Here is a 25,211-nt window from a genome sequence, read left to right as displayed (position 1 = left end):
CAGACTAGATCGCGGCCGGAGGTATCGCCTCGGATGGTCGATTTCCCAGCTCCAGGAAACGCTGGTAGCGCTCCTCGATCGCCGCGGCCCAACCCCGATCGGGCTCGACGACGCGGTCGGTGGACGCCCAGCGGGCGGCGTCGGCGATCGTCGTCTCCAGCCCGGCCGCGATGCGCGCGAGGAACGCCGCTCCCAGCGCCGCGCCCTCGGCCACCGCGGACACCTCCACCGGCCGGCCGGTGGCGTCGGCGATGGCCTGCATCCAGGGCTGCAGCCGGGTGCCGCCGCCGGTCGCGACGATGCGCGCCGCCGGCGCCCCGCTCAGCTCGATGAGCTGACGAACGACGAAGCCCGACGCCTCGTAGGCGGCCCGGCGCAGTGAGGCGGCGTCGTGGGTGAGGTCCAGGGCGTCGAGCACGGCGCGGCGGTCCGGGTCGTGGAACGGCGTGCGCTCCCCGCGGATGTAGGGCGACCACACCGGCACCCGATGCGGGCCCGCCGACTCCGGGTCGCCCGGTGCGACAAGGCGATCCACCCAACCGAGGAACAGGCCGCCGGCGTTGCTGGCGCCGCCGATCAGGCTCTTCCCGGCGGTGGTGTGCGGAATGGTCCACAGGCCCGGCACCTGCCGCGCCTCGGGCAGGATCGCCCACACTATCAGCGTGGTGCCGCACATCACCAGCACGTCGCCGTCGCGATCGGCGCCGGCCACGATCTGCTCGCACAGCGCGTCGATGGCCCCGACCCCCAACACAGCGCCGGTCCCGCGCACCTGCCCGGCCGCCGTCCCGATCGTCTCCACCCGCGGCATCTGCTCGAAGGTCGCGCCACGCTCGGCGCATGCGGTCGGGTTCCAGCCCGTCCCGTCGAACAGCGGGAACGCCGTGGCCGCCGTGGCGACGTCGATGAGCGCCTCACCCGCGAGGGCGTGGTTGGCCACCGCCGGCGCCGGCCAGTAACCGGCCGCGCCGGGCGCCTCGGCGGCCGTCCAGCGCAGGAACTCGGCGGCCTCCCCCAGCGCGGGCAGCGGCGGAGCCTGTTCTCCCGGCACCCGGCCGCGCTCGTCGCCGTACAGCAGGCCGGGCGTCAGCGGCGTTCCCCCGGCGTCGACGGCGGTCATCGAGGGCACCATCGCCGCGACCGCGACCGCCCGGACCTCGGGCCCGGGACGCAGCTCGCCGAGGGCCGCGAGCGGGCCCCGTCGCCACGCCTCGTCGGCGTCGTGCTCCAGCCGATTGGGCGTCGGTACCCGCAACCCGTGCGGGATCCGCGCCCGCGCCGTCACCCGGCCGTCGGCGTCGGCGGCCACCGCCTTGACGGCCGTGCTGCCCACGTCGATGCCGATCGTGACGCCTTCACGTGACACGGGCGTCACCGTACGCCAGCATTAGGGTTCGTGACGTCAAGACCGCGTGCCTTGGTGACCGCCCCGCTGCGCGGACCGGGGTTCGCCAAGCTACAGCAGCTGGCCGACGTGGTGTACGACCCGTGGATCGAGCAGAACCCGCTGCGCATCTACAGTCCGGAACAGCTGGCCGAACGCATCACCGCCGAGGGCGCCGATGTGGTTGTGGTGGAAAGCGACTCGGTCCGCGGACCGGTGTTCGGCCAGGGGCGGCGCGCCCTGATTGCCATAGCGTCCACCCGGGGCGACCCCAACAACGTCGACATCGCCGGCGCCACCGCGGCGGGCATCCCGGTGCTGAACACGCCCGCCCGCAACGCCGACGCGGTCGCGGAGATGGCGGTGGCGCTGCTGCTCGCCGCCACCCGCCACGTGCTGACCGCCGACGCGGATGTCCGCAGCGGCAACATGTTTCGCGACGGCATCATCCCGTATCAGCGGTTCCGCGGCTGGGAGATCGCCGGGCTCACCGCCGGGTTGGTGGGCCTCGGCGCCGTCGGCCGCGCGCTGCGCTGGCGGCTGACCGGGCTGGGCATGCGGGTCATCGCCTACGACCCGTACAACGACGAAGCCCGGCATTCCCTCGACGAGCTACTCGGCGACGCCGACGTCATCTCGTTGCACGCGCCGGTCACCGACGACACCATCGGGATGATCGGCGCCGACCAGTTCGCGGCGATGCGCGACGGCGTGGTCTTCGTCAACACCGCCCGGGCCCAGCTGCACGACACCGACGCGCTCGTCGACGCCCTGCGGTCCGGCAAGGTGGCCGCCGCCGGGCTGGATCACTTCGTCGGCGAATGGCTGCCGACCGATCACCCGTTGGTGGGCATGCCCAACGTCGTGCTGACCCCGCACATCGGGGGCGCCACGTGGAACACTGAGGCTCGGCAGGCGCAGATGGTCGCCGACGACCTGGAGGCGCTGTTGTCCGGCAGGACGCCCGCCCATATCGTCAACCCGGAGGTGCTCGGGTCATGAAGTTTGTCGACAATCCGGAAACCGCGGTGCTGGACGCCGCCAGGGACATGCTGCGCCGGGGCCTGGTCGAGGGAACCGCCGGCAACATCTCGGCGCGGCGCTCCGACGGCAACATCGTCATCACGCCGTCGTCGGTCGACTATCGCGACATGCAGCTCGACGACCTGGTCCTGGTCGATCCCGAGGGCACCGTGCTGAAGGCCGCGGAGGGCCGCTCGCCGTCGTCGGAATCCAAGCTGCACCTGGCGTGCTACAAGGCATTCGACGACATCGGCAGCGTCATTCACAGCCACCCGATCTGGGCGACCATGTTCGCCATCGCCCACGAGCCGATCCCGGCCTGCATCGACGAGTTCGCGGTCTATTGCGGCGGCGACGTTCGATGCAGCGAGTACGCGGCGTCCGGCACGCCGGAGGTCGGCCTCAACGCGGTCAAGGCGCTCGAAGGCCGGGGCGCGGCGCTGATCGCCAACCACGGCCTGGTGGCCGTCGGGCCGCGGCCGGACAAGGTCATGCACATCACCGCCCTGGTCGAGCGCACCGCCCAAATCGTCTGGGGCGCAAAGGCTCTCGGAGGGCCGGTGGACATTCCCGAGGAAGTCAACCGCAACTTCGGGATGGTCTATAGCTATCTGCGCGCGAATTGAAGACACAACTCGGTCGCGCCAGCGTGACGCGGGTGCTGGAAACGCGCTTCGACGTGCCGACCCAGGCCTTTGCCCACACCCCGCCCGAGGGCTGGCGCGACAACGCCGACCTGCTGGTGCCGGACTTCTTCGACCCCGACACCGCGAGCTGGCACGTCGCCATCCAGAGCTGGGTGATCGAGGTCGACGGGCTGACCGTCATGGTGGACACCGGCGTCGGCAATGACCGCGCCCGACCGCATCTGCCGGCCCTGGATCATCTGAACACCGGCTTCCTGGCCGCGCTGCGGTCGGCGGGCATCGACCGCAGCGCGGTGGACGTGGTGGTCAACACCCATGTCCATTCCGACCACGTCGGCTGGAACACCATGCGCGAGAACGACACCTGGGTGCCGACGTTTCCCAACGCCCGATACCTGATACCGGCCGCCGACTACCACCACTTCTCGCCGGACGGACCCGCGGGCCAGGAGCCCGGCAATCAACTCGTCTTCGCCGACAGCGTCTTGCCCGTCGATGCGCAGATCGTGCAATGGTCGGACGACTATCGGATCAGCGAGTCGCTGCGGCTGCGGCCCGCGCCCGGCCACACGCCGGGTTCGTCGGTGCTGTGGCTGGACGCCGGCCGGTCCGCGGTTTTCGTCGGCGACCTCACCCATAGCCCGCTGCAGCTGCGCCGACCGGACGACGCCTGCGCCTTCGACATCGACGGGGCCGCCGCCGCGGCCACCCGGCGCCGGATCCTCACCGAGGCCACCCGGGCGAACGCCGCCGTGATACCCGCGCACTACCCGGGCCGCGGCGGTGCGACGATCCGCGCCGTCGAGGACGGCTTCGACGTCGACTACTGGCTGGACATCGAATCCCTGTGACGCCATTCGCGGGGCGAGGCGCCGTGCGCCCGGCCGAATAACCGGCTGAAGTAACCGGGATCGGGCATGCCGACCCTCCTCGCAACCTCCGCGACCGGCAGGTCGGTTTCCGTGAGTAACGCGCGAGCAGTGGCCATGCGGCGTTCGGTGATCCACTCCCCGACCGTGCGCCCGGTGCGGCGGCGCACCACGGTGGTCAGGTGTCCCGGGGTCATGCCGAGTTCGCCGGCGACGTCGCGCAGCGACAACGGCCCGGCGTGACGCCGGTCGATCACGTCGAACACCTCGGCCAGCAGCGGTTCACCGCTGCGCCGCAGCTCGGCCACCACGGGCCCGGCCAGCCGGGCGAGGTCGATCAGCAACAGGGTCAGATGTGCCAGCGCCGCCTGCCGATAGCCGTCCTGGCGCGCAAGCAGCTCGGTTTCGATCGAACTTATCGCCGCATCCCACGCCGCCCGCCGCGCTGCGGGCACATCCAGGCGCAGTATCCCGCCGACCTGGCCGTGCAGGAACGGGAACAGCAGCGGGTGCGCCCGCCACGCCGGCCAGGGCGATCGCGCGTCTTCACCGAGCGCGGCGGGGTCGAAGAACACGGCGACCCCGGCGTCTCGATGCTCGAGCCGCTCCGGGTCGAGCACCTGACCCGCGGCCGCCACGTGGACCAGCCCGGCCGCGGGAAGGTACCAAAGGGCCGGAAAGTCGTGAATGTGGCGACCGCGCTCGACGAAATCCTCGGGCCCCGACCGCACCACCGACACCGGCGGCGTGTCCGGATCGGTCCGGTACTCGTAGATCGGCACGCCCGCACGCTGCCGAACCATCCGAGCTGGACGTGTCATGTCGCCAAAGATAGTCCTACTTTCACCGATGATCACCCAATTCTCGGCCAGTTCACCGGTTCACCATGGATGCTGTGACGAAACATCATCCACATGACTACCTGCCCGCCGCCGGCCACGACGCGCTGCTGCCCTGCTACGACCTGATCTCTCGCCTGCTGGGCATGAAAAGGGTCCACGAGTCTCTGATCGCGCAGGCGGAGCTCGCCGACTGCCATCGTGTGCTGGAAATCGGCTGCGGCACCGGCAATCTCATCATTCGGGCCAAACGCGGCTATCCCCACCTGGACGCGGTCGGGTGCGACCCCGACCCGCGGGCGCTGGACCGGGCGCGGAGAAAGACCGACGGGATCCGCTTCGAGCGCGGCTACGCCGAGCGGCTGCCGTACGCCGACGGCGAATTCGACCGGGTGCTGTCATCGATGATGCTGCACCATGTGAGTGACGACGCGAAAACCGCTGCGGCGGAGGAGATCTTCCGGGTCCTGCGCCCGGGCGGCAGGCTGCACCTGGTCGATATCGGCGGCGACACGGCGGCCGATGGCGGCGTGCTGGCGCGGCTCATCAGGCGCAGCCCGCACGCGGCCGGCAACCTCGGCGACGCGATTCCGCGCCTGTTGCGCGGTGCCGGTTTCGACTGCACCGAGGTCGCCACGCATCGGCAACGCGTGGTCGGACGGCTCACCTACTATCGCGCGACCCGGCCCTGAGGGCGCCCGTTACGGTTGACGCCATGGCGCCCTACCGCGTGGTTCAGTGGTCAACCGGCAACATCGGCAAGCGAGCGCTCGGCATCCTGCTCGACCGCGACGACTTGGAGGTCGTGGGCGTGCACGCCCTGGGCGCGGACAAGGTGGGGTGCGACGCGGGGGTGCTCGCGGACCGGCCCCCGACGGGAGTCACCGCGACGAGCGATGTCGACGCGTTGCTGGACCTCGCGCCGGACTGCGTGAACTACATGCCGCGTGCCATCGACTACGAACTGGTGGAAACGATGCTGCGCCGTGGCATCAACGTCGTCACCACGGGCGACTTCCTGACCGGCACCCATCACCCGGTCGAACTCCCGGTCCTCGAGGAGGCCGCGCGACAGGGCCAAGCGACGTTCCTGGGAACGGGATTCGAGCCCGGCTTCATCAACGTCGTCGCCGGCTTCCTCACCGGCGCCTGCCCACGGGTACGCAGCGTCAAGCTCGTCGAAACACTGGACTGCACAACTTATCCCGTGCAAGACGTGTGGAAGGTGCTCGGATTCGGCAAACCGCCCCGCGAGCCGGTGACACACCTCGACCCGGCGACGCAACGCTACGGCCTCGGCTACTTCGAGACGCTGGACATGATCGCCGCCATGCTGGGTACCGAACTCGACGCCAAGGAGGCGTTCGTCGAGCCCGCCGTCCTCACCCGGGATCTGAATCTGGGCTGGGTGGGCTACGCCGCCGGCACCGCCGGGGGCCAGCGGCGCACCTATCGAGGATTTCGCGGCGGCCGCCCGGTCGTCGAGCTGGCCATCTGCTGGACCATGAGCGACGACGCGCTCGAGCCAAAATGGACCGACCCCAAGGGTTTCAGCGTGGTGATCGAAGGCGAGCCATACGTCGACGCGACGATCCGGTTCGGCAAGCCCGGAGAGGACGTCATGACCGTGCTGATGGACAGCACCGCCGTCGCGGCCGTCAACGCCATCCCGTTCCTGTGCGACGCACGACCGGGCGTCATCACCCCAATCGACTTGCCCATCACCGGATCCCCGGGCGCGCTGGTCTAACGCTGGTCGAATGCGACCTTGACGGCGCCGCTCTCGCCCTGGTCGGCGATCGCGAGGAACGCCTCGCGCCACTGCTCCAGCCGGAAGGTGTGGGTCAGCATGGGCCCCAGGTCCACCCGGCCGTCGACAACCAGGTCGAGGTAGTGGGCGATGGCGTGCTTGCGCCGCCCGTCGACCTCCTCGACCCCGAAGGCATTGGACCCGACCCAGCTGATCTCCTTGAAATACAACGGACTCCACTCCCACCGGCCGGGCGCGTGGACGCCGGCCTTCACCAGCGTCCCCCGGGAGCGCAGGACCCGCACCCCGACCTCGAACGTCTCCGGTTTGCCGACGGTGTCGTAGACGACGTCGACGGCACCCGGGTAGGCCATGGGCAAGCCCTGCAGCGGCTGGCGCAACCGGCCGCCGCCCCAGGCGACGATCTCTTCGATGAGGGCCAGGCGCGGCTCGTGGCCCACCACCAACGCGGCCCCGAACCGCCGGGCCAGCGCCGCCTGGGCGTCGAACCGCGCCACCACCGCGACCGCCACGTCGGGATAGAGCGCCCGCAAAATCGCGACCGCGCACAACCCCAGCGAGCCGGCCCCATACACCAGCACCCGGCCCGAGCGGGGCGGCGGGTGGCGGGTGATGGCGTGCAGCGACACCGAGAACGGGTCGGCGAACACGGCGAGCTCGTCGGGAATCGAATCGGGAACCCCGAACAGCATGCTGTCGTGGGCGGGCATCAGTTCGGCGTAGCCGCCGGTGACGTCGGCGGACACCCCGGTGTGGATGCCGGGCTTGATGTCGCCGTCGGTGAAGCTCCAGCACAGGCTGTAGTCGCCGCTTCGGCAGGCGGGGCAGGGCGGTTCGATGCCGCGCGGCCCGCACGACAGCCACGGGTTGAGCACCACCCGCTGCCCGACCTCGAGTCCGCGGGCCTTGGGCCCCACCGCGACCACGTCTGCGACCACCTCGTGACCCATGACTTGCGGGAAGGAACAGAACGCGGCCAGGGCGTTGTCGACGTCGTCCTCGCCGAAGTCCATCAGGATCTGCTTGGAGTCCGAGCCGCAGATGCCGGTCAGCCGGGGCCGGGTGATCACCCAATCGTCGTGCAGCAGTTGGGGATCCGCGACTTGCTTCAGTGCGACCGGGCTGCGGGTCAGGGCGTCGTCGGGTCCCGGCGGCGGCTCCGGCGGCACGCCGTAGACGAGCGCCTTCATCGCGGCGCCATCCCGGCCACCCCGGCGATGAAGGCGTCGAGGTCGGCGTTCTTGGCGTCCACGACCGCCTTCATGTCCGGGACATAGTGCTCGAACGTGTCGCTGCCCAGGGCGTCGATGATGCCGGCCGCAACTTCGTCGGGCGGCACCTTGGGCCCCTGGTAGAGGGGCTCCTCGCTGCCCGGGTGGTCCCAGATCTCGGTGTCGACCGGGCCGGGCTCGATCAGCTTGACCGAGACCCCGCTGCCGTGCAGGTCGACGGCCATCGCCTCGCTCCATCCGCACAGCGCGAACTTGCTTGCGCAATAGGCGGTTTCGTGGATGATCGGAAGCCGCCCGCCGACGCTGGACACATTGACGATCAGGCCCGATCCGCGGGCCAGCATCCGTGGCAGCAGCGCCAGCGTCAGTCGCATCGGGGCGAAGAAGTTGACCCGCATGACGTTCTCCGCCTCGTCGGGATCCAGGTCGGTGACGGGCCGTCGCTTCGGGATCGCGGCGTTGTTGATCAGCACGTCGACGCCGCCGAGAGCATCCCACGCGCCCAGCGCCAGATCCCGCAGCGCGGCGGTGTCGGCCAGGTCGGCCACCCACATCGCCGATTGCAGCGAGGCCTTCCGGCAGTCGGCCAGCACCTCGCCCAGCCGGTCTCGGCGGCGGGCGACCAGTCCCACCACCGCTTCCCGGGCGGCGAGCTGGCGGGCCAGCGCGGCCCCCAACCCCGACGAAGCGCCGGTGATCAGCACCCGCTTACCCGCTGCCGCATACGCCATCCGTCAAGGTTGCCGCGAATCGGCGCGGGAATACAGTGGTTGGGAGCTTGTTATACTGTCTAATTATTCACCGAGACGGGCTAATTACATGCGATAGGGGCAGAGCATGACTTCCACCAGGTACGACGGAGACACCTGGGACCTGGCTTCCAGCGTCGGCGTGACCGCGACGATGGTCGCGGCGGCCCGCGCGGTGGCGAGCCGGGACGACCGTCCGCTGATCGACGATCCTTACGCGGAGCCGCTGGTCAGGGCCGTCGGGGTGGACCTGCTCACCCGGCTGGCGACCGGCGAGGTGAACCCCGACGAGTTGAACGACGCGCACGACGGCGCCTCCGCGGGGTCCGCCGGGGCCATGTCGCGCATGGCCGACAACATGGCGGTGCGCACCAAGTTCTTCGACGAGTTCTTCCTGGAGGCGACGAGCGCGGGCATCACGCAGGTGGTGATCCTGGCCTCGGGGCTCGACTCCCGCGCGTACCGACTGCCGTGGCCGGCCGGGACCGTCGTCTATGAGGTGGACCAGCCGCGGGTCGTCGAATTCAAGACCCGCACGCTGGCCGAGCTGGGCGCCGCGCCGACCGCCGAGCGGCGCGTGGTCGCGGTCGATTTGCGCGACGACTGGCCCGCCGCGCTGCGCGCCGCCGGATTCGACCCCGCCCGGCCGGCCGCATGGAGCGCCGAGGGACTGCTCGGCTACCTGCCGCCGGATGCGCAGGACCGCCTGCTGGACACCATCACCGAGCTCAGCGCGCCGGGCAGCCGGTTCGCCACCGAAAGCGCGCCCAACCCGCAGCCCGGCGACGAGGAGAAGATGAAGGAACGCATGCAACGCATCTCCGAACGGTGGCGCGCGCACGGCTTCGACCTCGACATGGCGGGGCTGGTGTACTTCGGCGAGCGCAACGAGGCGGCTCCCTACCTGGCCGACCACGGCTGGGACGTGAACGGAATCAGCATCCGGGACCTGTTCGCGGACAACGGACTTCCACCCCTCGACGGCGCCGACACGCGCATGGGCGACATGCGCTACGTGAAGGGTTACCTGAAATGACGTCGGGACGCACCGACGGCGACAGCTGGGGACCGGCGTCGAGCGTGGGAGCGACGGCGACCATGGTCGCCGCGTCCCGCGCCGTGGCGTCGCAGGGGCCCGATCCGCTGCTCGACGATCCGCTGGCCGAGCCGCTGGTCCGCGCGGTCGGACTGGACCCCTTCGTCCGCATCATCGACGGCGAGCTGGATTTCGAGGACGATCCGCTGTTCAACCGCAAGGCACGCAGGGAGCAGATCGCGGTGCGGACCAGGTTTTTCGACGAGTTCTTCATCGGCGCGGCCGACGATGGTGTGCGGCAGGCCGTGATCCTGGCCTCCGGCCTGGACACCAGGGCCTACCGGTTGCGCTGGCCGGACGGCATGGTGGTCTACGAGATCGACCAGCCGCAGGTGATCGCGTTCAAGACCAATACGCTGGCCGACCTCGGCGCCGCCCCGTCCGCCGAACGCCGCGCGATCGCCGTCGATTTGCGCGACGACTGGCCCGCCGCATTGCGCGAGGGCGGATTTGACGTCACCCGGCCAACGGCGTGGAGCGCGGAGGGCCTGCTGCCCTACCTGCCGCCGGAGGCGCAGGATCGATTGTTCGACAACATCACCGCGCTCAGCGCGCCGGGCAGCCGGCTGGCCACCGAACACGTGCCCGACCCGAACGCCTTTTCAGATGAGCGCCTGCAGCGGATCTCCGAGCGGTGGCAGCGGTTCGGTTTCGATCTCAACGCGGCCGACCTGTTCTACCGGGGCGAGCGCAACGTGGTCCTCGATTACCTGACCACCCACGGTTGGGAGGTGACGCCCCATCCCGCCCGGGAGTTGTATGCGCGCAACGGGTTTGAGTTCCCCGAGGACGAGATGGCGGCCACCTTCGGGGAGATGAGCTACGTCGCCGCCACCCTCAAGTAGGGTACGGCCCATGCCACGCGCTCACGACGACAACTGGGATCTCGCGTCCAGCGTGGGCGCGACCGCGACGATGGTCGCGGCCGGCCGCGCCATGGCGACCAAGGACCCGCGCGGCCTGATCAACGACCCGTTCGCCGACCCGCTGGTGCGCGCGGTGGGGGTGGATTTCTTCACCAAGATGATGGACGGCGAGCTCGACCTGGACGCGATCGAGAACGCGTCGCCGACGCGCATCCAGGCCATGATCGACGGAATGGCGGTGCGCACCAAGTACTTCGACGACTACTTCATCGACGCGACCCGCACCGGCGTCCGCCAGGTGGTGATCCTCGCGTCGGGATTGGACTCGCGCGCCTTCCGGCTGCCGTGGCCGGCCGGCACCGTGGTCTACGAGATCGACCAGCCACGCGTGATCGGGTTCAAGACCAGCACGCTGGAGGGCCTCGGCGCGCAGCCGACCGCCGAACGCCGCACCGTCCCGATCGACCTGCGCGCCGACTGGCCGGCGGCGCTACGAGCGGCCGGGCTGGACACCGCCGCACCGACCGCGTGGCTGGCCGAGGGCCTGCTGATCTACCTGCCGCCGGAGGCCCAGGACCGGTTGTTCGACAACATCACCGCGCTCAGCGTGCCCGGGAGCACGATCGCGACCGAATTCGTGCCCGGCATCATCGATTTCGACGTCGACCGGGCGCGGGAGATGTCGGGTTCATTCCGCGACCACGGCATGGACATCGACATGGCGTCGCTGGTCTACACCGGCGAGCGCAACCACGTCGTCGACTATCTGCGCGCCAAGGGGTGGGACGTCGAGGGCGTGACGCGCACGGAACTGTTCAAGCGCAACGACATCGAGGTGCCCAACCCGGAACACGACGACCCGCTCGGCGAGATCATCTTCATCAGCGGCGGGCTCACCGGCTGAAGGCTAGAAGCGCGACTCCCCCAGCCACAGCACGCGCGTGCCGCTCAGCGCCTGCCCGACATTCTCCAGGATCCCGGCGGCCGAGCGGCCCAGCAGCGCGCCAAGCGCGTCCGGCAGTGACGCCGCGGCCGGTTGCGACGACGCCCGGGGCCGCACGAAGTCCAGCAGCGAGGCGCCCGGATAGCTGACGATGCGCACCTCGGTGTCCTCGTCCAGGCCGGCCAGGACCTTGGCCCGGCGCACGGCGGTCCTGAGCCCGCCGAGTTCGTCCACCAGGCCGCGCTCGGCGGCGTCGCCGCCTGTCCAAACCCGCCCCCGGGCAACGGCATCCACCGCTTCGACGCTCAGGTTGCGGCCCTGCGCCACCCGCTCGACGAAGTCGGCGTAGACCAGGTCCGCCTCGGCCTCCTGGTGGGCCCGCTGCTGCGGCGTGAACGGCGCGTCGATCGACCAGGCATCGGCATTGGCGTTGGTGCGCACGGCATCCGAGCCCACCCCGAGCCGTTCCTTCAGATCGCGAATGACGAACTTTCCGGTGAACACACCGATCGAGCCGGTGATCGTGCCCGGGTTGGCCACGATCGCGTCGGCGCCCATCGAGATGTAATACCCGCCCGAGGCGGCCACGGACCCCAGCGACGCCACCACCGGTTTGCCGCGCCGACGGGCCCGTGTCACCTCGCGCCAGACGGTCTCGGAGGCGCAGAGCGAGCCGCCCGGGCTGTCCACCCGCAGCACGATCGCGGAGACCGCGTCGTCGGCGGCCGCCTCCCGCAGCGCCGCCGCGATCGTGTCGCCGCCGACGGCCGTGGGGCCGAACGGGAGGAACCGGGGCCCGCCGCGGCCGTCGACGATGTGGCCCGCGACGGTCACCAGGGCCAGCGTGGGTTTGGGCCGCCGGCCGGGGATCGGCGGCAGCGGCGGGGCCAGCCGGGACTGGGCCGCGCCGGCGTATCGCGACAGATAGAGCCGCGGTGGGGCGTTGTCGTCGGAGTCGATGAACTCCGGTGAGATGCCTTCCACGCCAACCAGTTCCGCGATCCGCACATAGGCCTCGTCGCGGAAGCCGATCCGGTCGACCAGGCCGGAGGCGACGGCGTCGTCGCGCAACAGCGGCGCCCGGTCGGCCAGCGCGTCGATCCCGCCCGGATCGATGCTGCGTGATTCGGCGACCGCCCGCCATACCTGTTCTTGCAGGCTTTCCAGCAGCCTGGTGACGGCCTCGCGGTGGGCTTCGGTGAACCCGTCCTCGGTGAACCGGTCGACCGCCGACTTGTATTCGCCGCGCGTGACGAACTCGGGTTCGATTCCCGCCTTCTCGAGTGCATCCCGCAGGAAGGTGGCGTTGCTGGCGAAGCCGACCAGGCCGACGGCGCCCGAGGGCTGCATCCACACCTCGCCGAATGCCGAAGCCAGGTAGTACGACAGCGTGCCCGGATACGTTTCGGCCCACGCCAGCGACGGCTTGACTGCGGTGAAGGCCGCGACGGCCTCGCGCAGCTCCTGAACCGCCGCCGGCGGCGCCGCGGAGAGCGGCACGCGGGCGATCAGCCCGGCAACACGGTCGTCCTCGGCGGCGCGGTGGATCGCGGCGACCGCGTCGCGCAGCGTCAGCGGCCGTCCGGCCCCGGTGATGATCGCCAGCGGGTCGAAGCCGGAGGTCTCCGGCGGCGCCGAGCGCAGGCTGAGTTCGAGCACGCAGCCGTTGGGAACGCCGTGGTGCCGCGCCGTGTCGACGCGACCGGCCAGGGCGCGCACCTCGTCCCCCCATTTCGCGATGCCGGGAAGCGAAGGCAGGAAGGCGAACATGATCGCAGCCTACCGATCGGCGGCCGTACGGTGGTGGGGTGAGGTTCTCGATCGCCATCCCCCAACTCGACTTCGATGGCCTCGACGCGGCCGGGCTGCGCTTGTATCTCGCGCGCGCCGAGGAACTCGGGTTCGAGGGGGGCTGGGTGCTCGAGCAGATCATCGGCGAGGCGCCGCTGCTGGCGCCGCTGGAGCTGCTGGCCTACTGCGCGGCCTGCACCGAGCGGCTGCGCCTCGGGGTCGCCGTGCTGGTGTCCTCGTTGCATGATCCGCTGCAGCTGGCATCGTCCGTGACTGCCGTGGACCGGCTGTCCCACGGGCGGCTGGACGTCGGCGTCGCACCCGGCGGCGGATTTCGCAGGTTCGCCGCGTTCGGCGTCGAAAAGGCAACCTACATCAGCTATTTCACCGAGAGCCTGGAACTGATGAAGGCGGCCTGGTCCGACGACCCCAGGGTGACGTTCCACGGCCGGTTCCGTGACGTCGACGACCTTCCCATCCAGCCGAAGCCGGTGCAGCGGCCACACCCCCCGATCTGGTTCGGCGGGCTTGCCCCCAGGGCGCTGGCCAGGGCGGTGCGCCACGGTGACTCGTTTCTGGGCGCGGGCTCGTCGACCACCGAGGCGTTCGCCGAAGCCGTCGGCATCGTGCGCCGCGAACTCGACGAACAGCACAAGGACCCGACGCACTTCACCATCGGCAAACGGGTCTATCTGATGATCGACGACGATGCCGCGCGGGCGCGCGAGCGGGTGCTCGCCGGGCTGCGCCGCATCTACGGGCAGATGTCCGGCATCGATTCGGTTCCCGTGTCGGGCACCGCTGACGACGTCGCGCGCGGACTGCGCGAGGTGATCGACGCCGGGGCGCAGATGCTGCTGCTCAACCCCGTCGGCGTCGACGTCGCCGAGAACGGTGAGCAGATGGAACGCCTTGCCGCGGAAGTGATTCCGCAGCTGCGCTAGTCCCGCGAGCAGACGCAAAAGCCCCGCACGCACGGCGCGCCGGGGGCTTTTGCGTCTGCTCGCGCAGGGGAGCTACAGCTCGGTGACCGAGCCGCCCGCGGCGGTGATCTTCTCGCGGGCGCTGGCGCTGAACTTGTGTGCGGACAGGTCGACCTTGGCGGTCAGCTTGCCGTCGCCGAGCACCTTGACCAACGAGTTCTTGCGGACGGCGCCCTTGGCGACCAGGTCGTCGACGCCGACGGTGCCGCCCTTGGGGAACAGCCGGTTGATGTCACCGACGTTGACGATCTCGTATTCGGTGCGGAACCGGTTGCGGAACCCCTTGAGCTTGGGCAGCCGCATGTGGATCGGCATCTGCCCGCCCTCGAAGGTCGTCGGCACCTGCTTGCGGGCCTTGGTGCCCTTGGTGCCCCGTCCCGCGGTCTTGCCCTTGGAGCCGTCGCCGCGACCGACGCGGGTACGAGCGGTTTTCGACCCGGGCGCGGGCTTCAGGTCGTGCAGCTTGAGTGTCATTTGTTCTTACCTCCGGCGCCCGTCTCGGCCGGCTCCACCTCGACGAGGTGGCTCACCACCGCGATCAGGCCGCGCGTCTGTGCGTTGTCCTCCCGGACCACCGAATGGCGAATCCGGCGCAGCCCCAGCGTGCGCAGGCTCTCGCGCTGCTTCCAGCGCGTCCCGATTGTGCTGCGCACCTGGGTGATCTTCAGCTGACTCATGGCTGTGCCTCCCGCGCCGCCGTCGCGCTGGCCAGCGCTTCATTTTCGCGTCGCGCCTTGAGCATCCCGGCGGGTGCGACGTCCTCGATCGGCAGTCCGCGGCGGGCGGCCACCTCCTCGGGACGCTGCAGCAGCTTGAGCGCGGCGACGGTGGCGTGCACCACGTTGATCGCGTTGTCGCTGCCCAACGACTTGGCCAGGATGTCGCGCACCCCAGCGCATTCCAGCACCGCGCGCGCGGCGCCGCCGGCGATCACACCGGTACCCGGGCTGGCCGGACGCAACAGCACCACGCCCGCGGCCGCCTCGCCCTGCACCGGGTGCGTGATGGTGCCGCCGATCAGCGGAACCCGGAAGAAGCCCTTGCGCGCCTCCTCGACGCCCTTGGCGATCGCGGCCGGGACCTCCTTGGCCTTGCCGTAGCCGACACCGACCATGCCGTTGCCGTCACCCACGATGACCAGGGCGGTGAAGCTGAATCGCCGGCCACCCTTGACCACCTTGGAGACTCGGTTGATGGCAACGACCCGCTCCAGGTAGTTGCTCTTGTCGCCGTCACGGTCCCGATCACGACCGCCGCGGCCGCTGTCGCGCCTGCCGCGGGAATCGCGGCCGTCGCCGCGTGCGTCGCGGCCCTCTGGGGCGCCTTGCGCGCCGGTCGGCTGCTCCGCCATCATGCGGTCCTTCCAGTTGTCATCAGAAACTCAATCCGTTCTCGCGCGCGGCATCGGCCAGCGCCGCGATTCGTCCCCCGTAGGTGTATCCGCCACGGTCGAACACGACGCTCTCGATGCCGGCGGCCTTGGCGCGCTCGGCGATCAGTTGACCGACCCGCACGCTGTGGGCTTTCTTGTCGCCGTCCACGCCGCGCACGTCGGCCTCGATCGACGACGCGGCGGCCACCGTGGTGCCGTTCTCGTCGTTGACCAGTTGCACGTGAATGTGCCGCGCCGATCGGTGCACCACCAGCCGCGGGCGCGCCGCGGTGCCCGAGATCTTCTTGCGCAGCCGTGCGTGCCGGCGCACCCGGGAGACCCGCCGAGTTTCGGATATGCTCTGCCCCACCGGCTTTCGCACGGCGGCGGCAGCTTGTGTTTTCGCCATGACTACTTACCTGTCTTTCCGACCTTGCGGCGGATCTGCTCGCCCTCGTAGCGCACGCCCTTGCCCTTGTACGGGTCGGGACGGCGCAGGCGGCGGATGTTCGCCGAGATCTGGCCGACCTTCTGCTTGTCGATCCCGGAAATCGTGAACTTCGTGGGTGACTGGACCGCGAACGTGATGCCCTCGGGGGCCTCGACCACCACGGGATGGCTGTATCCCAGCGCGAACTCGAGATTGGACCCCTTCAGCTGCACCCGGTAACCGACACCGAAGATCTCCATCTTGGTGGTGTACCCCTGCGTCACACCTGTCACCAGATTGGACACCAGGGTGCGCGACAGCCCGTGCAGCGAGCGGTTGCGCCGCTCGTCGTCGGGGCGGGCGACCACGATGGCACCGTCGTCGTTGCGCGACACCCTGATCGGCTCGGCCACCTTCAGGTCCAGCGTGCCCTTGGGCCCCTTCACCGAGACGTTCTGGCCGTCGATTGTGACGTCGACCCCGGAGGGGACCGGAATCGGCTGCTTACCAATGCGCGACATGGCTTTTCCTCAACCCCTCACCACACGTATGCGAGGACTTCGCCGCCCACGCCCTGTCTGGCTGCCTGACGGTCGGTCAGCAAGCCCGAGGACGTCGAGATGATCGCCACGCCCAGGCCGCCGAGCACCCGCGGCAGATTGGTGGATTTCGCGTACACCCGCAAGCCCGGCTTGGACACCCGGCGCAGGCCGGCGATGCTGCGTTCGCGGCTCGGCCCGTACTTCAGCTGGATGACCAGTGCCTTGCCCACCCGGGCGTCTTCGGTCCGGAAGTCGCTGATATATCCCTCGTTCTTGAGGATCTGGGCGATGTTGGCCTTGAGCTTGGAGTGCGGCAAGCTCACCTCGTCGTGATACGCCGAGTTGGCGTTGCGCAGACGCGTCAGGAAGTCTGCGATGGGGTCCGTCATCGTCATATCGTTAGTCCCCTGTCACCAGCTGCTCTTCTGCACGCCGGGCAGCTCACCCGCGTGCGCCATCTCGCGCAGGCAGATCCTGCACAGCCCGAACTTGCGGAACACCGCGCGCGGGCGGCCGCACTTGCTGCAGCGGGTGTAGCCGCGCACCGCGAACTTCGGCTTGCGCGCGGCCTTGTTAACCAGTGCCTTCTTAGCCATCTAGTCAGTTCTCCTTGAACGGAAAGCCGAGGGCCCGCAACAGCGCTCGTCCTTCGTCGTCGGTCGTCGCCGAGGTGACGACGTTGATGTCCATGCCGCGGACCCGGTCGATCTTGTCCACGTCGATCTCGTGGAACACCGACTGCTCGGCCAGGCCGAAGGTGTAGTTGCCGACACCGTCGAACTGCTTGGGCGACAACCCGCGGAAGTCACGAATGCGTGGCAGCGCAATCGATGTGAGGCGGTCCAGGAACTCCCACATCCGGTCTCCGCGCAGGGTGACCCGCACGCCGATCGGCATGCCCTCGCGCAGCTTGAACTGCGCGATCGACTTGCGCGCCTTGCGGATCTCCGGCCGTTGCCCGGTGATCAGCGCCAAATCGTTGACGGCGCCGTTGATCAGCTTGGCGTCCCGGGCCGCTTCGCCGACCCCCATGTTGACGACGACCTTCGTCACCGTCGGGATCTGCATGACGTTGCCGTAGCCGAACTGCTTGTGCAACGCATCCCGAATCTCGTTGCGGTAGCGCTGCTTCAGGCGCGGCTGAACCTTTTCTGCGGTACTCATCAGATGTCCTTGCCGTTGCGCTTGGAAATACGGACCCGCTTGCCGGTCTCCTCATCGACCCGGTAGCCGACCCGGGTGGGCTTGCCGTCCGAGTCGACCACCATCACGTTGGAAACGTGGATCGGCGCCTCCTGGGTGACGATTCCGCCCGACCGGGCTCCGCGCTGCGTCGTGGAAATCGGGGTGTGCTTCTTGATCCGGTTGACGCCCTCGACCAGAACCCGGTTGCGGTCCGGGTAGGCCTGCAGGACCTTGCCTTTGGCGCCCTTGTCCTTACCCGCGATCACCAGCACGGTGTCGCCCTTGTGGACCTTCATCTACAGCACCTCCGGAGCCAGCGAGATGATCTTCATGAATCGCTTCTCGCGCAGTTCGCGACCGACCGGCCCGAAGATGCGCGTACCGCGCGGGTCGTTGTCGGGCTTGATGATCACCGCGGCGTTCTCGTCGAACTTGATGTAACTGCCGTCGGGGCGCCTGCGCTCCTTGACGGTGCGCACCACGACGGCCTTGACGACCTCGCCACGCTTGACGTTGCCGCCCGGAATGGCGTCCTTCACGGTGGCAACGATGACATCACCGATGCCGGCGTAGCGCCGCGACGAACCGCCAAGCACCCGGATGCACAAGATCTCCTTGGCGCCGGTGTTGTCGGCGACCTTCAGCCGCGATTCCTGCTGAATCACTCGATCTCCTGACCTGGTTGCGTGTGCACGGCAGGGGAAACCCAAAACCTGACGTGCGCGGTCTGTGTGGCCGAAGGGCACGCGGGGCCGATTTGCACCGGCCGAGGTCTGCCCAAGGCAACCCCTAGAGTCTAGGGGACGACCAGCTCAGGGCCAAATTTCGCCGATAATTGCCTAGCGGATGGCCCGAACCTCGATCGGCAGGTCGAGGCTGGCCCAGGCACGGTCGGCGGTCATGACGATCGGGGGCGAACTGCGGATGGCCAGGGCAAGGCAGCATCGGTCGCCGAGGGAGAGCCGTTTTCCGCCGGTGATGGCGCGCAGGGCACCGGCGAGCTCCGCGTCGTCGGCGGTCAACGGTTCGATGGTGACGCCGGCGGCGACCACAAGCTGGCGGATGCCCGAGGCGTCGATATCCGCCTCGACCAGTTTGCCGACGACCTCGGCAAGATTCGGGGTGCCGATGACCGAACCGGTCATCGCCCCGGCGACCAGGTCGGCGCCGGGCTCCTCGTGGATCAGTGCCGGCAGCGCCGACGCGTCAAGAGCGGTCAATTGTCGTGCGCCTCGGCGCGCCGCTCGGCGATGAGCTCGTCCACCAGGGAACGATTCGGCGCCCTTCCCCGGCCCAGCCCGCGGAGTTCGTCGATCGCATCCGCGGGTCTTTCCAGGTCGATCCGTGGGCCGTCGAGGCGGACGTGCACCTGATCACCCGGCGACAGCCCGAGCGCCTCGCGGATGTCGGCGGGTATCCGGGCCGCGCAGCCTTACGACACGCAGCGGAACCCGATGTGGGTCGTCGCGGTGTCCTGCGATTGCGGTGACCGCGCCGCCGGCCGGTAGCGATGGCAGTACTCCGGAGCGCACAGGTGCGAACCGCCCTTCAGCGTCTGGCTGACCGCCGGATCGGCCGGCACCGATGGCGCGCAACACGCCTTCGGCGGCTGATCGAGCCGGTGGTGCGCGGCGAACTCGGTCGCGGTCCACTCCCAGACATTGCCGATCATGTCGATCAGGCCGAACCCGTTGCACGGAAACGTCCCCACCGGCGACGTGCCCACCCAGCCGAGCGCGCCGTCGTTGCGGTACGGGAACCTGCCCTGCCAGGTGTTGGCCATCAGCCGGCCGCCGGGCCGCTCCTCGTCCCCCCACGAATAGGTCGTGGTGGTGCCGGCGCGGGCGGCGTACTCCCACTCGGCCTCGGTCGGCAGCCGCCGCCCGGCCCAGCGCGCGTAGGCCGCGGCGTCCGGATAGGCCACCTGGACAACGGGGTGATCGGCTCGGTCCGGCGCGGCGCTGTCGGGGCCGTCCGGGCCGAACGGATGACGCCAGTTCGCACCGGGCGCCCAGTCCCACCACTGCCGCCAGTCACGCAGGTCGACCGGGCCGGGCGTCGGGCGAAAAACCATCGCGCCCGGACACAGGTCGTCGGGATTCGCGCCCGGATACAGCGCCGGGTCGATCGGTTGCTCGGCGACCGTCAGATAGCCTGTGGCACTGACGAATTCGGCGAATTGCGCGTTGGTCACCGGGTGCCGCTCCACCGCGAACGGGGCGACGGTCACGGTGTGGATCGGCGCTTCCTCGGGATAAAAGCTCGTCGAGCCCATGCGGAACGATCCGCCGGGTAATTCGACCAGTTCGGTGAGCACCCCTTCAGGGTAGGGCGCCCACCGACCGCGCTAATCGGTTCGTCGATACCAGGTGACAAAGAACAGGATCATCGCCACCACCAGCGCTATCAGCACCCAGAGCACCAGGGCCTGGTCGACCCAGGCGCCCGCGGGCGGCGAGCCCGGCAGGAAGTTGCGGATGGGGATGACGGCGAACAGTACCGCGGCGAACCACGACCCGAACGGCGGCGCGAATTTCCGCTTCCCCATCAGCATCAGGGTGGCGATCGTCACCGCCAAGGCGGGCAGGGTGAAGAGCACCAGGCAGATTCCCGCGTCGAAGATCAGCGTGCCCTTGGACCTGTGCAACGTGATGATCACGTTGTCGCCGCGGTCCGATTCCTGGCTCGCTTCGCCGACGCGGCGGACGCTGACCTCCCAGCCTTCCAGCTGCCCGGTGACTTCCACCCGGGCCGGTACGTATTGGCGGGCATCACCCTGGCCGACGAGCACTTCGGCGGAAAGGGTGTCGGTGCTGTAGGAGTCGAACGGCCAGTTGTTGGGATTGCCATGTGCCTCGATCGTGGTGGCGACCTGTGCCGGCGACTTACCCGCCGGGTAGACCAGGTCTCCCAGATCGTTTGGCGGATCCATGCGCACGGCGGTGTCGGTGGTCAGCACATCGAGGCGCTTGTCGAACATCTTGTCCTGGGGAATGACAAGCACTTTCACCGAGAGGCGATTCGCAACCGTATCCAGCTTCTCCATGCGCACCAGCACGACGGTGTCGTCGGTCGCATTGAGGTCCGGTGGCTTGATCGGTCCCGCCGCGTTGAAAAGCAGGTGGACGCCGAACAGCGACAGGCCGTAGACGACGAAGGCCGCGAGGAGGCCGAAAGCGACTGCCTTGCGGCGCTTGCGCCGGGTGGGGGCCGCCTCTGACGGCGCCGCCGGCGGCTGTTCCGGCGTGGGAGGTGTCGAGGGCGGCGGTGCGGGGGGAGCCTGGGTCATCGTCAACACCTCCGAGGGGTTGTGGCGCTCGGCGGGGCGAGCGCACAAGGATTAGATCGTAGCGAACCGGCGCCGTCCCCGCGAGACATCGAAACTTCCCCCCTCAATAGGTGATTTGCGTCGGCCTACGCAGCCGTTGTTCACCAGCCAGCGAAATCCGGGGCGCGCGCCGGATCCGCGGCGATCAGGTCTTGGTCGACTGCTTTCGATCCCGCTGGCGCCACCAGCCGAGCAGGAACAGTGCCATCGCGGCGACCAACCCGATCAGCACCCACAGCACGATGGCTTGGTCGATCCACGATCCGTACGGGGGGCTGCCCGGCAGGATGTTGCGCAGCGGGACGATGGCGAACAGCATCGCGCCGTACCACGTTGTCATCGGCGGCAGGAACGACGTCCGGCCCAGCGCGACGGGTATGGCCACCCACAAGGCCAACACGGGCAGGGCGATGAGGACCAGGCAGATGCCGACATCGAAGATCAGCGGGCCCTTGGCCCTCTGCAGCGTGATCGTCACGTTGTCCTGCACGTCGGGGTTGGGATCGTCGGGGTCGTGTACACGGGTGACGGTGGCGTCCCAGCCGTCCAGATGCCCGATGACTTCGACACGGGCCGGGGCCTTTTCGCGGTTCGGGCCGGAACCGGTGAACACGTCGGCCGCGATCACCTCCGTCCGGTACGAGTCGAACGGCCAGTTGCCCGGGTCGCCCTGCGCCGCGATCGTGGTGCTGACTTGCGCCGGCGCCTTTCCGACCGGGTACTGCAGGTCGCCCAGGTCGTTCTCCGGATACAGCCGCACCGCCGCGTCGGTGGTGAGCACGCCGAAGTTCTTGTCGTACAGCGAATCCTTCGGATAGACAAGGACATTCACCGTCAAGCGATTCGCCACGGTGTCCAGCTTCTCCAGGCGCACCTGCACAACGCTGTCCTCGGCCTCGACCTTGCTCAGGTCCACCGCTGGCAGCGGAGGCGCCGATTTGGCCAACAGGTGCACGGCGATCAGGGACAGGACGTAGACGACGATGACGGCCACCAGAATCGCGAATGCGATCGCGATTCGGCGTGCGCGCCCTCCGGGCGGCGCGGGCGGCGGCATCGGTCCAGCGGTCATTGGTGGTCCTCCCTGAGCAGTTGGAAGCCGTCGAAGATGGGCTCAGATGCTAGCCAGCGGAGGCGTCCGGCACACGGTTTTCAGGGGATTACGACCGCGAATTGTTGCATCACCGTAGATTTCGCCGCCTCGAAGCCCGGCGTTCCGGCGGGGCCCTGCAGATGGATGACCACCAGGTACGCCTTGGTGTTGGTCCAGATGTGGGTGATGCGGTCGGCGAAGTCGACGGCGCCGGGGACGGTGCCGCTCAGCAGCTGGCTGCTGTAGCCGCAGAACTGGGCCGGTGCGACGTTGACCTTGACGCCCGGCTTGGCGGTGCGCAGATCGGTGGCGTAGCGCAGGAACGCGCCGCCGGGATCGAGGTCCGTCGGGGTGATGGTCACCTTCACCGACATGCCGTCGGGCCCGGTCGACGTGAGCGCCACGTCGCCGGTGCCGGGAACCGGATTCCAGCCGTCCGGCAGCGGGAGGACGATGAGGGGCGCCCGTGGGTCCGCCACGAAAGCCCTTGCCATGCTGCCGCTGGCCGGGGGTGGCGGCATGCACACGATGGCATCGGGCGGGATGTGGTCGGGCAGTGTGACTTCCACGCCCGGCACCGGCTCCGCCGGATCGGACGGTCGCGAGATCGTTGTGGTTGTCGACGACGAGCCGGTCCCACCGATGGCCCTGCCCGCAGTGGTCTTCTCGCACCCCGCCGCCGGGACTGCCAGCAAGCACAGCGCCAAGACTTCAGTCGCGCGAAAACGCAAGCGCAACTTCGGCTTCCACGTCCACGTACGGCCGGCCCGACAGGTCGATATTGACCTGGGCGATGGTGCCGCCGGTGAACTCGAACGGCGCCTTGTAGCGACTGCACACCCCCGAACCGCCGTTGCGCCCGACCGTGATGCCCGCACCGGCCAGCCCGAACGTCCCCGGATGGGTGCTCACGTCGGCGAGCCTGCCGACCTCCTTGTCGTCGACGAACAGCGTGAGGTCACCGAGCGGAGTGTGGCTGTTGGGCACGGTTCCGGTCCGCGAATAGCTGACGCCGAACACGTGCCTGCCCAACGGCACCGGATCCGACGACGAAACCACCTGCTGCCGCTCGCCGAGGAAGTTGTAGACGTAGTGCAACCGCCCGTCCTGGATGAACAGCACGTGCCCGCCGTGCGCGCCGCCCTGCTTGAAGAGCACGCCTTCGGCGCCGGTGGTGTCCACGGTCACGTCGGCCAGCACCGCAAACGACCGGCCGCGGATCTCGGCGGCGGCCCCGATGCCGACGTCCGCGCAGTGGGGGTAGTAGGTGTAGCTGGCCCGTTCGTCGACCAGGTAGGGGCGGAAACGTGTCAGCGTCTCCATCAGGTCCAAGTCCGACAGTGGCAGACCGTTGTACTTGGCGGCCTCGGAAAACCACAGCGCCTTGAGCTCTTCCAGCTTCTCGGGTTGCTCGGCGGCCAGGTCGTGACATTGGCTACGATCGGCCTCGATGTGGAACAGCTCCCAGCGGTCGTCGTCGAAATGCGACCACCCCGCGGGCGTCGCCGCATGAATGGTGTTGGCGAACCAGCCCTGGTGCCAGATCCCCCGGGTGCCCAGCATGGTGTAGAACTGGGTTTCCTTTCCGGTGTCGGCGTTCGGATCGGCAAGGGCCGCTTTGAAACTCACCCCGTCGAGCGGCTTCTGCGGGATGCCCTTGACGGTATCCGGCGGTGTCATGCCCAGCAGGTCGTAGACCGTCGGCGTGATGTCGCACACGTTGACGTAGTTGTCGCGCACCTCGCCGTGCGCGGCAATCCCCTTGGGCCAGGAGATGATCGCGGTGTCGGCGATGCCGCCCTCGTGCGAGGCGTAGCGCTTGTAGAGCTTGTAGGGCGTGTTGAAGGCCATCGCCCACCCGATCGGGTAGTGGTTGTAGGTCTTCGGTCCACCGAGGTGGTCGAACAGCTTCATGCTCTCTTCGACGGTGTCGATGTAGCCGTTGAAGAACTTGCCTTCGTTGACCGATCCGTTCGGGCCGCCCTCGCCGCTGGCGCCGTTGTCGGAGATCACCACGATGATGGTGTTGTCCAGTTGGCCGGATTCCTCGAGATAGTCCAGTATTCGGCCGATTTGGGCATCGGTGTAGCTCAGGAAGCCGGCGAACACCTCGGCCATCCGGTTGAACAGCTTCTTCTCTTCGTCGCCCAGCGAGTCCCACGGCCGCACCGTGTCCTGCATGGGCCACGGCTGGCCTTGCGGTCCCGTCACATCCAAATACGGGTTGACGGGCGACAGTTCGGTGTCCGGCGGCACGATGCCCATCGACTTCTGCTTTTCAAGCACGATCTCGCGGTAGCGCTCATAGCCCATGTCGAACCGGCCGGCGTACTTGTCGGCCCATTCCTTGAAGACGTGGTGTGGCGCGTGGCCCGCCCCGGGGCACACGTAGCTGAACCACGGTTTGTCGGGCGCAATCACCTTGGCGTCGCGGATGAATTCGATGGTCTTGTCGGCGATGTCCTTGGACAGGTGATAGCCGTCCTCCGGCGTGCCCGGCGGATTCACCGGGTGGTTGTCGTAGACCAGGTCGGGATACCACTGGTCGGTCTCGCCGCCCAGGAACCCGTAGAACCGTTCGAAACCGCGCGAGGTCGGCCAGTGCCGCTTGGTCGACGCCATGCTGGACTCCTCCAGCGGCGTCAGATGCCACTTGCCGGTGCAGTAGGTGTTGTAGCCACGTTCGGCTAGCACTTCGGAGAGCAGCGCGGTGTCGGCCGGAATGCGGCCGTTGCAGTTCGGGAAGCCGTCGGTGAATTCCTCGATGGTGGCCATCCCGACGGTGGTGGCGTTGCGACCGGTCAGCAATGACGCCCTCGTCGGCGAGCACAGCGCGGTGGTGTGGAATTGCGACAGCCGCACCCCGCGCTCGGCGATCCGCGTCATCGCGGGCATCTCGACCAAGCCGCCGAAGCAGTCCCAGGTCGCGATGCCGGTGTCGTCCCAGACCAGATAGAGGACATTCGGCGAGTTCGGCGGCGCGGTCGGCGCCGCGTACGGTCCCCAGTCCGGCTCCGAGTCACGGATGTCCAGCGCGATCTTGCCGTTGAAGCCGGTCGACGTCATTG

General features: G+C 68.9%; 31 protein-coding genes. 9 read left to right on the top strand and 22 right to left on the bottom strand.

Annotation, left to right across the window (positions count from 1 at the left end):
* Positions 1-4: 4 nt before the first annotated feature.
* On the bottom strand, positions 5-1,366 hold the full coding sequence (locus tag OQ968_RS17010) for a xylulokinase (protein ID WP_324679929.1): 1,362 nt from the start codon (positions 1,364-1,366) through the stop codon (positions 5-7).
* A 30-nt stretch (positions 1,367-1,396) separates the two neighbouring features.
* On the opposite strand from OQ968_RS17010, the gene OQ968_RS17005 reads away from it, so the two are divergent.
* The 3 genes from OQ968_RS17005 to OQ968_RS16995 are packed head-to-tail and all read left to right on the top strand — an operon-like array spanning position 1,397 to position 3,905.
* Complete coding sequence (locus tag OQ968_RS17005; RefSeq protein WP_324679928.1) at positions 1,397-2,386, top strand: NAD(P)-dependent oxidoreductase; 990 nt, start codon at positions 1,397-1,399, stop codon at positions 2,384-2,386.
* Positions 2,383-3,033: an L-fuculose-phosphate aldolase gene (locus tag OQ968_RS17000; protein ID WP_324679927.1), complete on the top strand. Its 651-nt coding sequence runs from the start codon at positions 2,383-2,385 to the stop codon at positions 3,031-3,033. The genes OQ968_RS17005 and OQ968_RS17000 overlap by 4 nt, the downstream gene beginning before the upstream one ends.
* Entirely contained in the window at positions 3,030-3,905 is an 876-nt protein-coding gene (locus tag OQ968_RS16995; RefSeq protein WP_420715939.1) for an MBL fold metallo-hydrolase, read from the top strand. Before OQ968_RS17000 ends, OQ968_RS16995 begins: the two co-directional genes overlap by 4 nt.
* Here the strand turns inward: OQ968_RS16995 and OQ968_RS16990 are convergent.
* On the bottom strand, positions 3,878-4,744 hold the full coding sequence (locus OQ968_RS16990; protein WP_324679923.1) for an AraC family transcriptional regulator: 867 nt from the start codon (positions 4,742-4,744) through the stop codon (positions 3,878-3,880). The two genes, OQ968_RS16995 and OQ968_RS16990, sit on opposite strands and share 28 nt — an antisense overlap.
* Positions 4,745-4,818: 74 nt before the next feature.
* Here OQ968_RS16990 and OQ968_RS16985 point away from each other — a divergent pair, with 74 nt between their 5' ends.
* Positions 4,819-5,454, top strand: a complete 636-nt coding sequence (locus OQ968_RS16985; RefSeq protein WP_420715938.1) for a class I SAM-dependent methyltransferase — start codon at positions 4,819-4,821, stop codon at positions 5,452-5,454.
* A 23-nt stretch (positions 5,455-5,477) separates the two neighbouring features.
* Positions 5,478-6,512 carry a dihydrodipicolinate reductase gene (locus OQ968_RS16980; protein ID WP_324679918.1) on the top strand — a complete coding sequence of 345 codons (1,035 nt, stop codon included), beginning with the start codon at positions 5,478-5,480 and terminating at the stop codon, positions 6,510-6,512.
* Here the strand turns inward: OQ968_RS16980 and OQ968_RS16975 are convergent.
* The gene (locus tag OQ968_RS16975) at positions 6,509-7,723 is read right to left on the bottom strand and encodes a zinc-binding dehydrogenase (protein WP_324679916.1); all 1,215 of its coding nucleotides are present in this window, start codon (positions 7,721-7,723) and stop codon (positions 6,509-6,511) included. The genes OQ968_RS16980 and OQ968_RS16975 overlap by 4 nt on opposite strands.
* Positions 7,720-8,496 (bottom strand): SDR family NAD(P)-dependent oxidoreductase, encoded by a 777-nt coding sequence (locus OQ968_RS16970; RefSeq protein ID WP_324679914.1) that lies wholly within the window; start codon positions 8,494-8,496, stop codon positions 7,720-7,722. The genes OQ968_RS16975 and OQ968_RS16970 overlap by 4 nt, the downstream gene beginning before the upstream one ends.
* Before the next feature lie 106 nt (positions 8,497-8,602).
* Here OQ968_RS16970 and OQ968_RS16965 point away from each other — a divergent pair, with 106 nt between their 5' ends.
* From OQ968_RS16965 to OQ968_RS16955, 3 genes are read left to right on the top strand one after another with little or no spacing between them, the layout of a single operon-like run.
* The gene (locus OQ968_RS16965; protein ID WP_324679912.1) at positions 8,603-9,550 is read left to right on the top strand and encodes a class I SAM-dependent methyltransferase; all 948 of its coding nucleotides are present in this window, start codon (positions 8,603-8,605) and stop codon (positions 9,548-9,550) included.
* Positions 9,547-10,455, top strand: coding sequence for a class I SAM-dependent methyltransferase (locus tag OQ968_RS16960; protein WP_324679910.1), 909 nt, complete (start codon positions 9,547-9,549; stop codon positions 10,453-10,455). Before OQ968_RS16965 ends, OQ968_RS16960 begins: the two co-directional genes overlap by 4 nt.
* A gap of 10 nt (positions 10,456-10,465) precedes the next feature.
* Positions 10,466-11,380: a class I SAM-dependent methyltransferase gene (locus OQ968_RS16955; RefSeq protein ID WP_324679908.1), complete on the top strand. Its 915-nt coding sequence runs from the start codon at positions 10,466-10,468 to the stop codon at positions 11,378-11,380.
* Positions 11,381-11,383: 3 nt separating this feature from the next.
* Here the strand turns inward: OQ968_RS16955 and sppA are convergent, their stop codons facing one another.
* The gene (gene sppA / locus OQ968_RS16950; protein WP_324679906.1) at positions 11,384-13,189 is read right to left on the bottom strand and encodes a signal peptide peptidase SppA; all 1,806 of its coding nucleotides are present in this window, start codon (positions 13,187-13,189) and stop codon (positions 11,384-11,386) included.
* Positions 13,190-13,227: 38 nt separating this feature from the next.
* On the opposite strand from sppA, the gene OQ968_RS16945 reads away from it, so the two are divergent.
* Positions 13,228-14,154, top strand: a complete 927-nt coding sequence (locus OQ968_RS16945; protein ID WP_324679904.1) for an LLM class flavin-dependent oxidoreductase — start codon at positions 13,228-13,230, stop codon at positions 14,152-14,154.
* A 72-nt stretch (positions 14,155-14,226) separates the two neighbouring features.
* Here the strand turns inward: OQ968_RS16945 and rplO are convergent, their stop codons facing one another.
* From rplO to OQ968_RS16860, 17 genes are all read right to left on the bottom strand, one after another.
* Entirely contained in the window at positions 14,227-14,667 is a 441-nt protein-coding gene (gene rplO, locus OQ968_RS16940; protein ID WP_324679902.1) for a 50S ribosomal protein L15, read from the bottom strand.
* Positions 14,664-14,870 (bottom strand): 50S ribosomal protein L30, encoded by a 207-nt coding sequence (gene rpmD, locus OQ968_RS16935; RefSeq protein ID WP_324679900.1) that lies wholly within the window; start codon positions 14,868-14,870, stop codon positions 14,664-14,666. The genes rplO and rpmD overlap by 4 nt, the downstream gene beginning before the upstream one ends.
* Positions 14,867-15,544: a 30S ribosomal protein S5 gene (rpsE, locus tag OQ968_RS16930; RefSeq protein ID WP_324679898.1), complete on the bottom strand. Its 678-nt coding sequence runs from the start codon at positions 15,542-15,544 to the stop codon at positions 14,867-14,869. The genes rpmD and rpsE overlap by 4 nt, the downstream gene beginning before the upstream one ends.
* A 22-nt stretch (positions 15,545-15,566) precedes the next feature.
* Entirely contained in the window at positions 15,567-15,935 is a 369-nt protein-coding gene (gene rplR / locus OQ968_RS16925) for a 50S ribosomal protein L18 (RefSeq protein WP_324680204.1), read from the bottom strand.
* A 41-nt stretch (positions 15,936-15,976) separates the two neighbouring features.
* Positions 15,977-16,516 carry a 50S ribosomal protein L6 gene (gene rplF, locus OQ968_RS16920; RefSeq protein ID WP_324679896.1) on the bottom strand — a complete coding sequence of 180 codons (540 nt, stop codon included), beginning with the start codon at positions 16,514-16,516 and terminating at the stop codon, positions 15,977-15,979.
* 17 nt (positions 16,517-16,533) lie between these two features.
* Entirely contained in the window at positions 16,534-16,932 is a 399-nt protein-coding gene (gene rpsH, locus OQ968_RS16915; RefSeq protein WP_324679894.1) for a 30S ribosomal protein S8, read from the bottom strand.
* A 15-nt stretch (positions 16,933-16,947) separates the two neighbouring features.
* Entirely contained in the window at positions 16,948-17,133 is a 186-nt protein-coding gene (locus OQ968_RS16910) for a type Z 30S ribosomal protein S14 (RefSeq protein ID WP_011739072.1), read from the bottom strand.
* A 4-nt stretch (positions 17,134-17,137) separates the two neighbouring features.
* Positions 17,138-17,701: a 50S ribosomal protein L5 gene (gene rplE / locus OQ968_RS16905; protein WP_324679883.1), complete on the bottom strand. Its 564-nt coding sequence runs from the start codon at positions 17,699-17,701 to the stop codon at positions 17,138-17,140.
* Positions 17,701-18,018 carry a 50S ribosomal protein L24 gene (rplX, locus tag OQ968_RS16900; protein WP_324679881.1) on the bottom strand — a complete coding sequence of 106 codons (318 nt, stop codon included), beginning with the start codon at positions 18,016-18,018 and terminating at the stop codon, positions 17,701-17,703. The genes rplE and rplX overlap by 1 nt, the downstream gene beginning before the upstream one ends.
* Positions 18,019-18,387 carry a 50S ribosomal protein L14 gene (gene rplN / locus OQ968_RS16895; protein WP_076061527.1) on the bottom strand — a complete coding sequence of 123 codons (369 nt, stop codon included), beginning with the start codon at positions 18,385-18,387 and terminating at the stop codon, positions 18,019-18,021.
* Between the two features lie 174 nt (positions 18,388-18,561).
* On the bottom strand, positions 18,562-18,942 hold the full coding sequence (locus tag OQ968_RS16890; RefSeq protein ID WP_324679877.1) for a type II toxin-antitoxin system VapC family toxin: 381 nt from the start codon (positions 18,940-18,942) through the stop codon (positions 18,562-18,564).
* On the bottom strand, positions 18,939-19,139 hold the full coding sequence (locus OQ968_RS16885; protein WP_324680202.1) for an AbrB/MazE/SpoVT family DNA-binding domain-containing protein: 201 nt from the start codon (positions 19,137-19,139) through the stop codon (positions 18,939-18,941). Before OQ968_RS16885 ends, OQ968_RS16890 begins: the two co-directional genes overlap by 4 nt.
* Positions 19,140-19,154: 15 nt before the next feature.
* Positions 19,155-20,039, bottom strand: coding sequence for a formylglycine-generating enzyme family protein (locus OQ968_RS16880; protein ID WP_324679875.1), 885 nt, complete (start codon positions 20,037-20,039; stop codon positions 19,155-19,157).
* A 30-nt stretch (positions 20,040-20,069) separates the two neighbouring features.
* Positions 20,070-21,011, bottom strand: a complete 942-nt coding sequence (locus OQ968_RS16875; RefSeq protein WP_324679873.1) for a DUF4436 domain-containing protein — start codon at positions 21,009-21,011, stop codon at positions 20,070-20,072.
* Between the two features lie 184 nt (positions 21,012-21,195).
* Positions 21,196-22,122, bottom strand: coding sequence for a DUF4436 domain-containing protein (locus OQ968_RS16870; protein ID WP_324679871.1), 927 nt, complete (start codon positions 22,120-22,122; stop codon positions 21,196-21,198).
* An 80-nt stretch (positions 22,123-22,202) separates the two neighbouring features.
* The gene (locus OQ968_RS16865; RefSeq protein ID WP_324679869.1) at positions 22,203-22,712 is read right to left on the bottom strand and encodes a hypothetical protein; all 510 of its coding nucleotides are present in this window, start codon (positions 22,710-22,712) and stop codon (positions 22,203-22,205) included.
* A gap of 142 nt (positions 22,713-22,854) precedes the next feature.
* Complete coding sequence (locus tag OQ968_RS16860) at positions 22,855-25,209, bottom strand: arylsulfatase (protein WP_324679868.1); 2,355 nt, start codon at positions 25,207-25,209, stop codon at positions 22,855-22,857.
* Positions 25,210-25,211 lie beyond the last annotated feature (2 nt).

The organism is Mycobacterium sp. 663a-19 (genome assembly GCF_035616495.1).
Lineage (GTDB): Bacteria > Actinomycetota > Actinomycetes > Mycobacteriales > Mycobacteriaceae > Mycobacterium.
The sequence above is the reverse complement of the archived record's forward strand: the minus strand, read 5'-3'. Positions and strand labels throughout refer to the sequence as shown.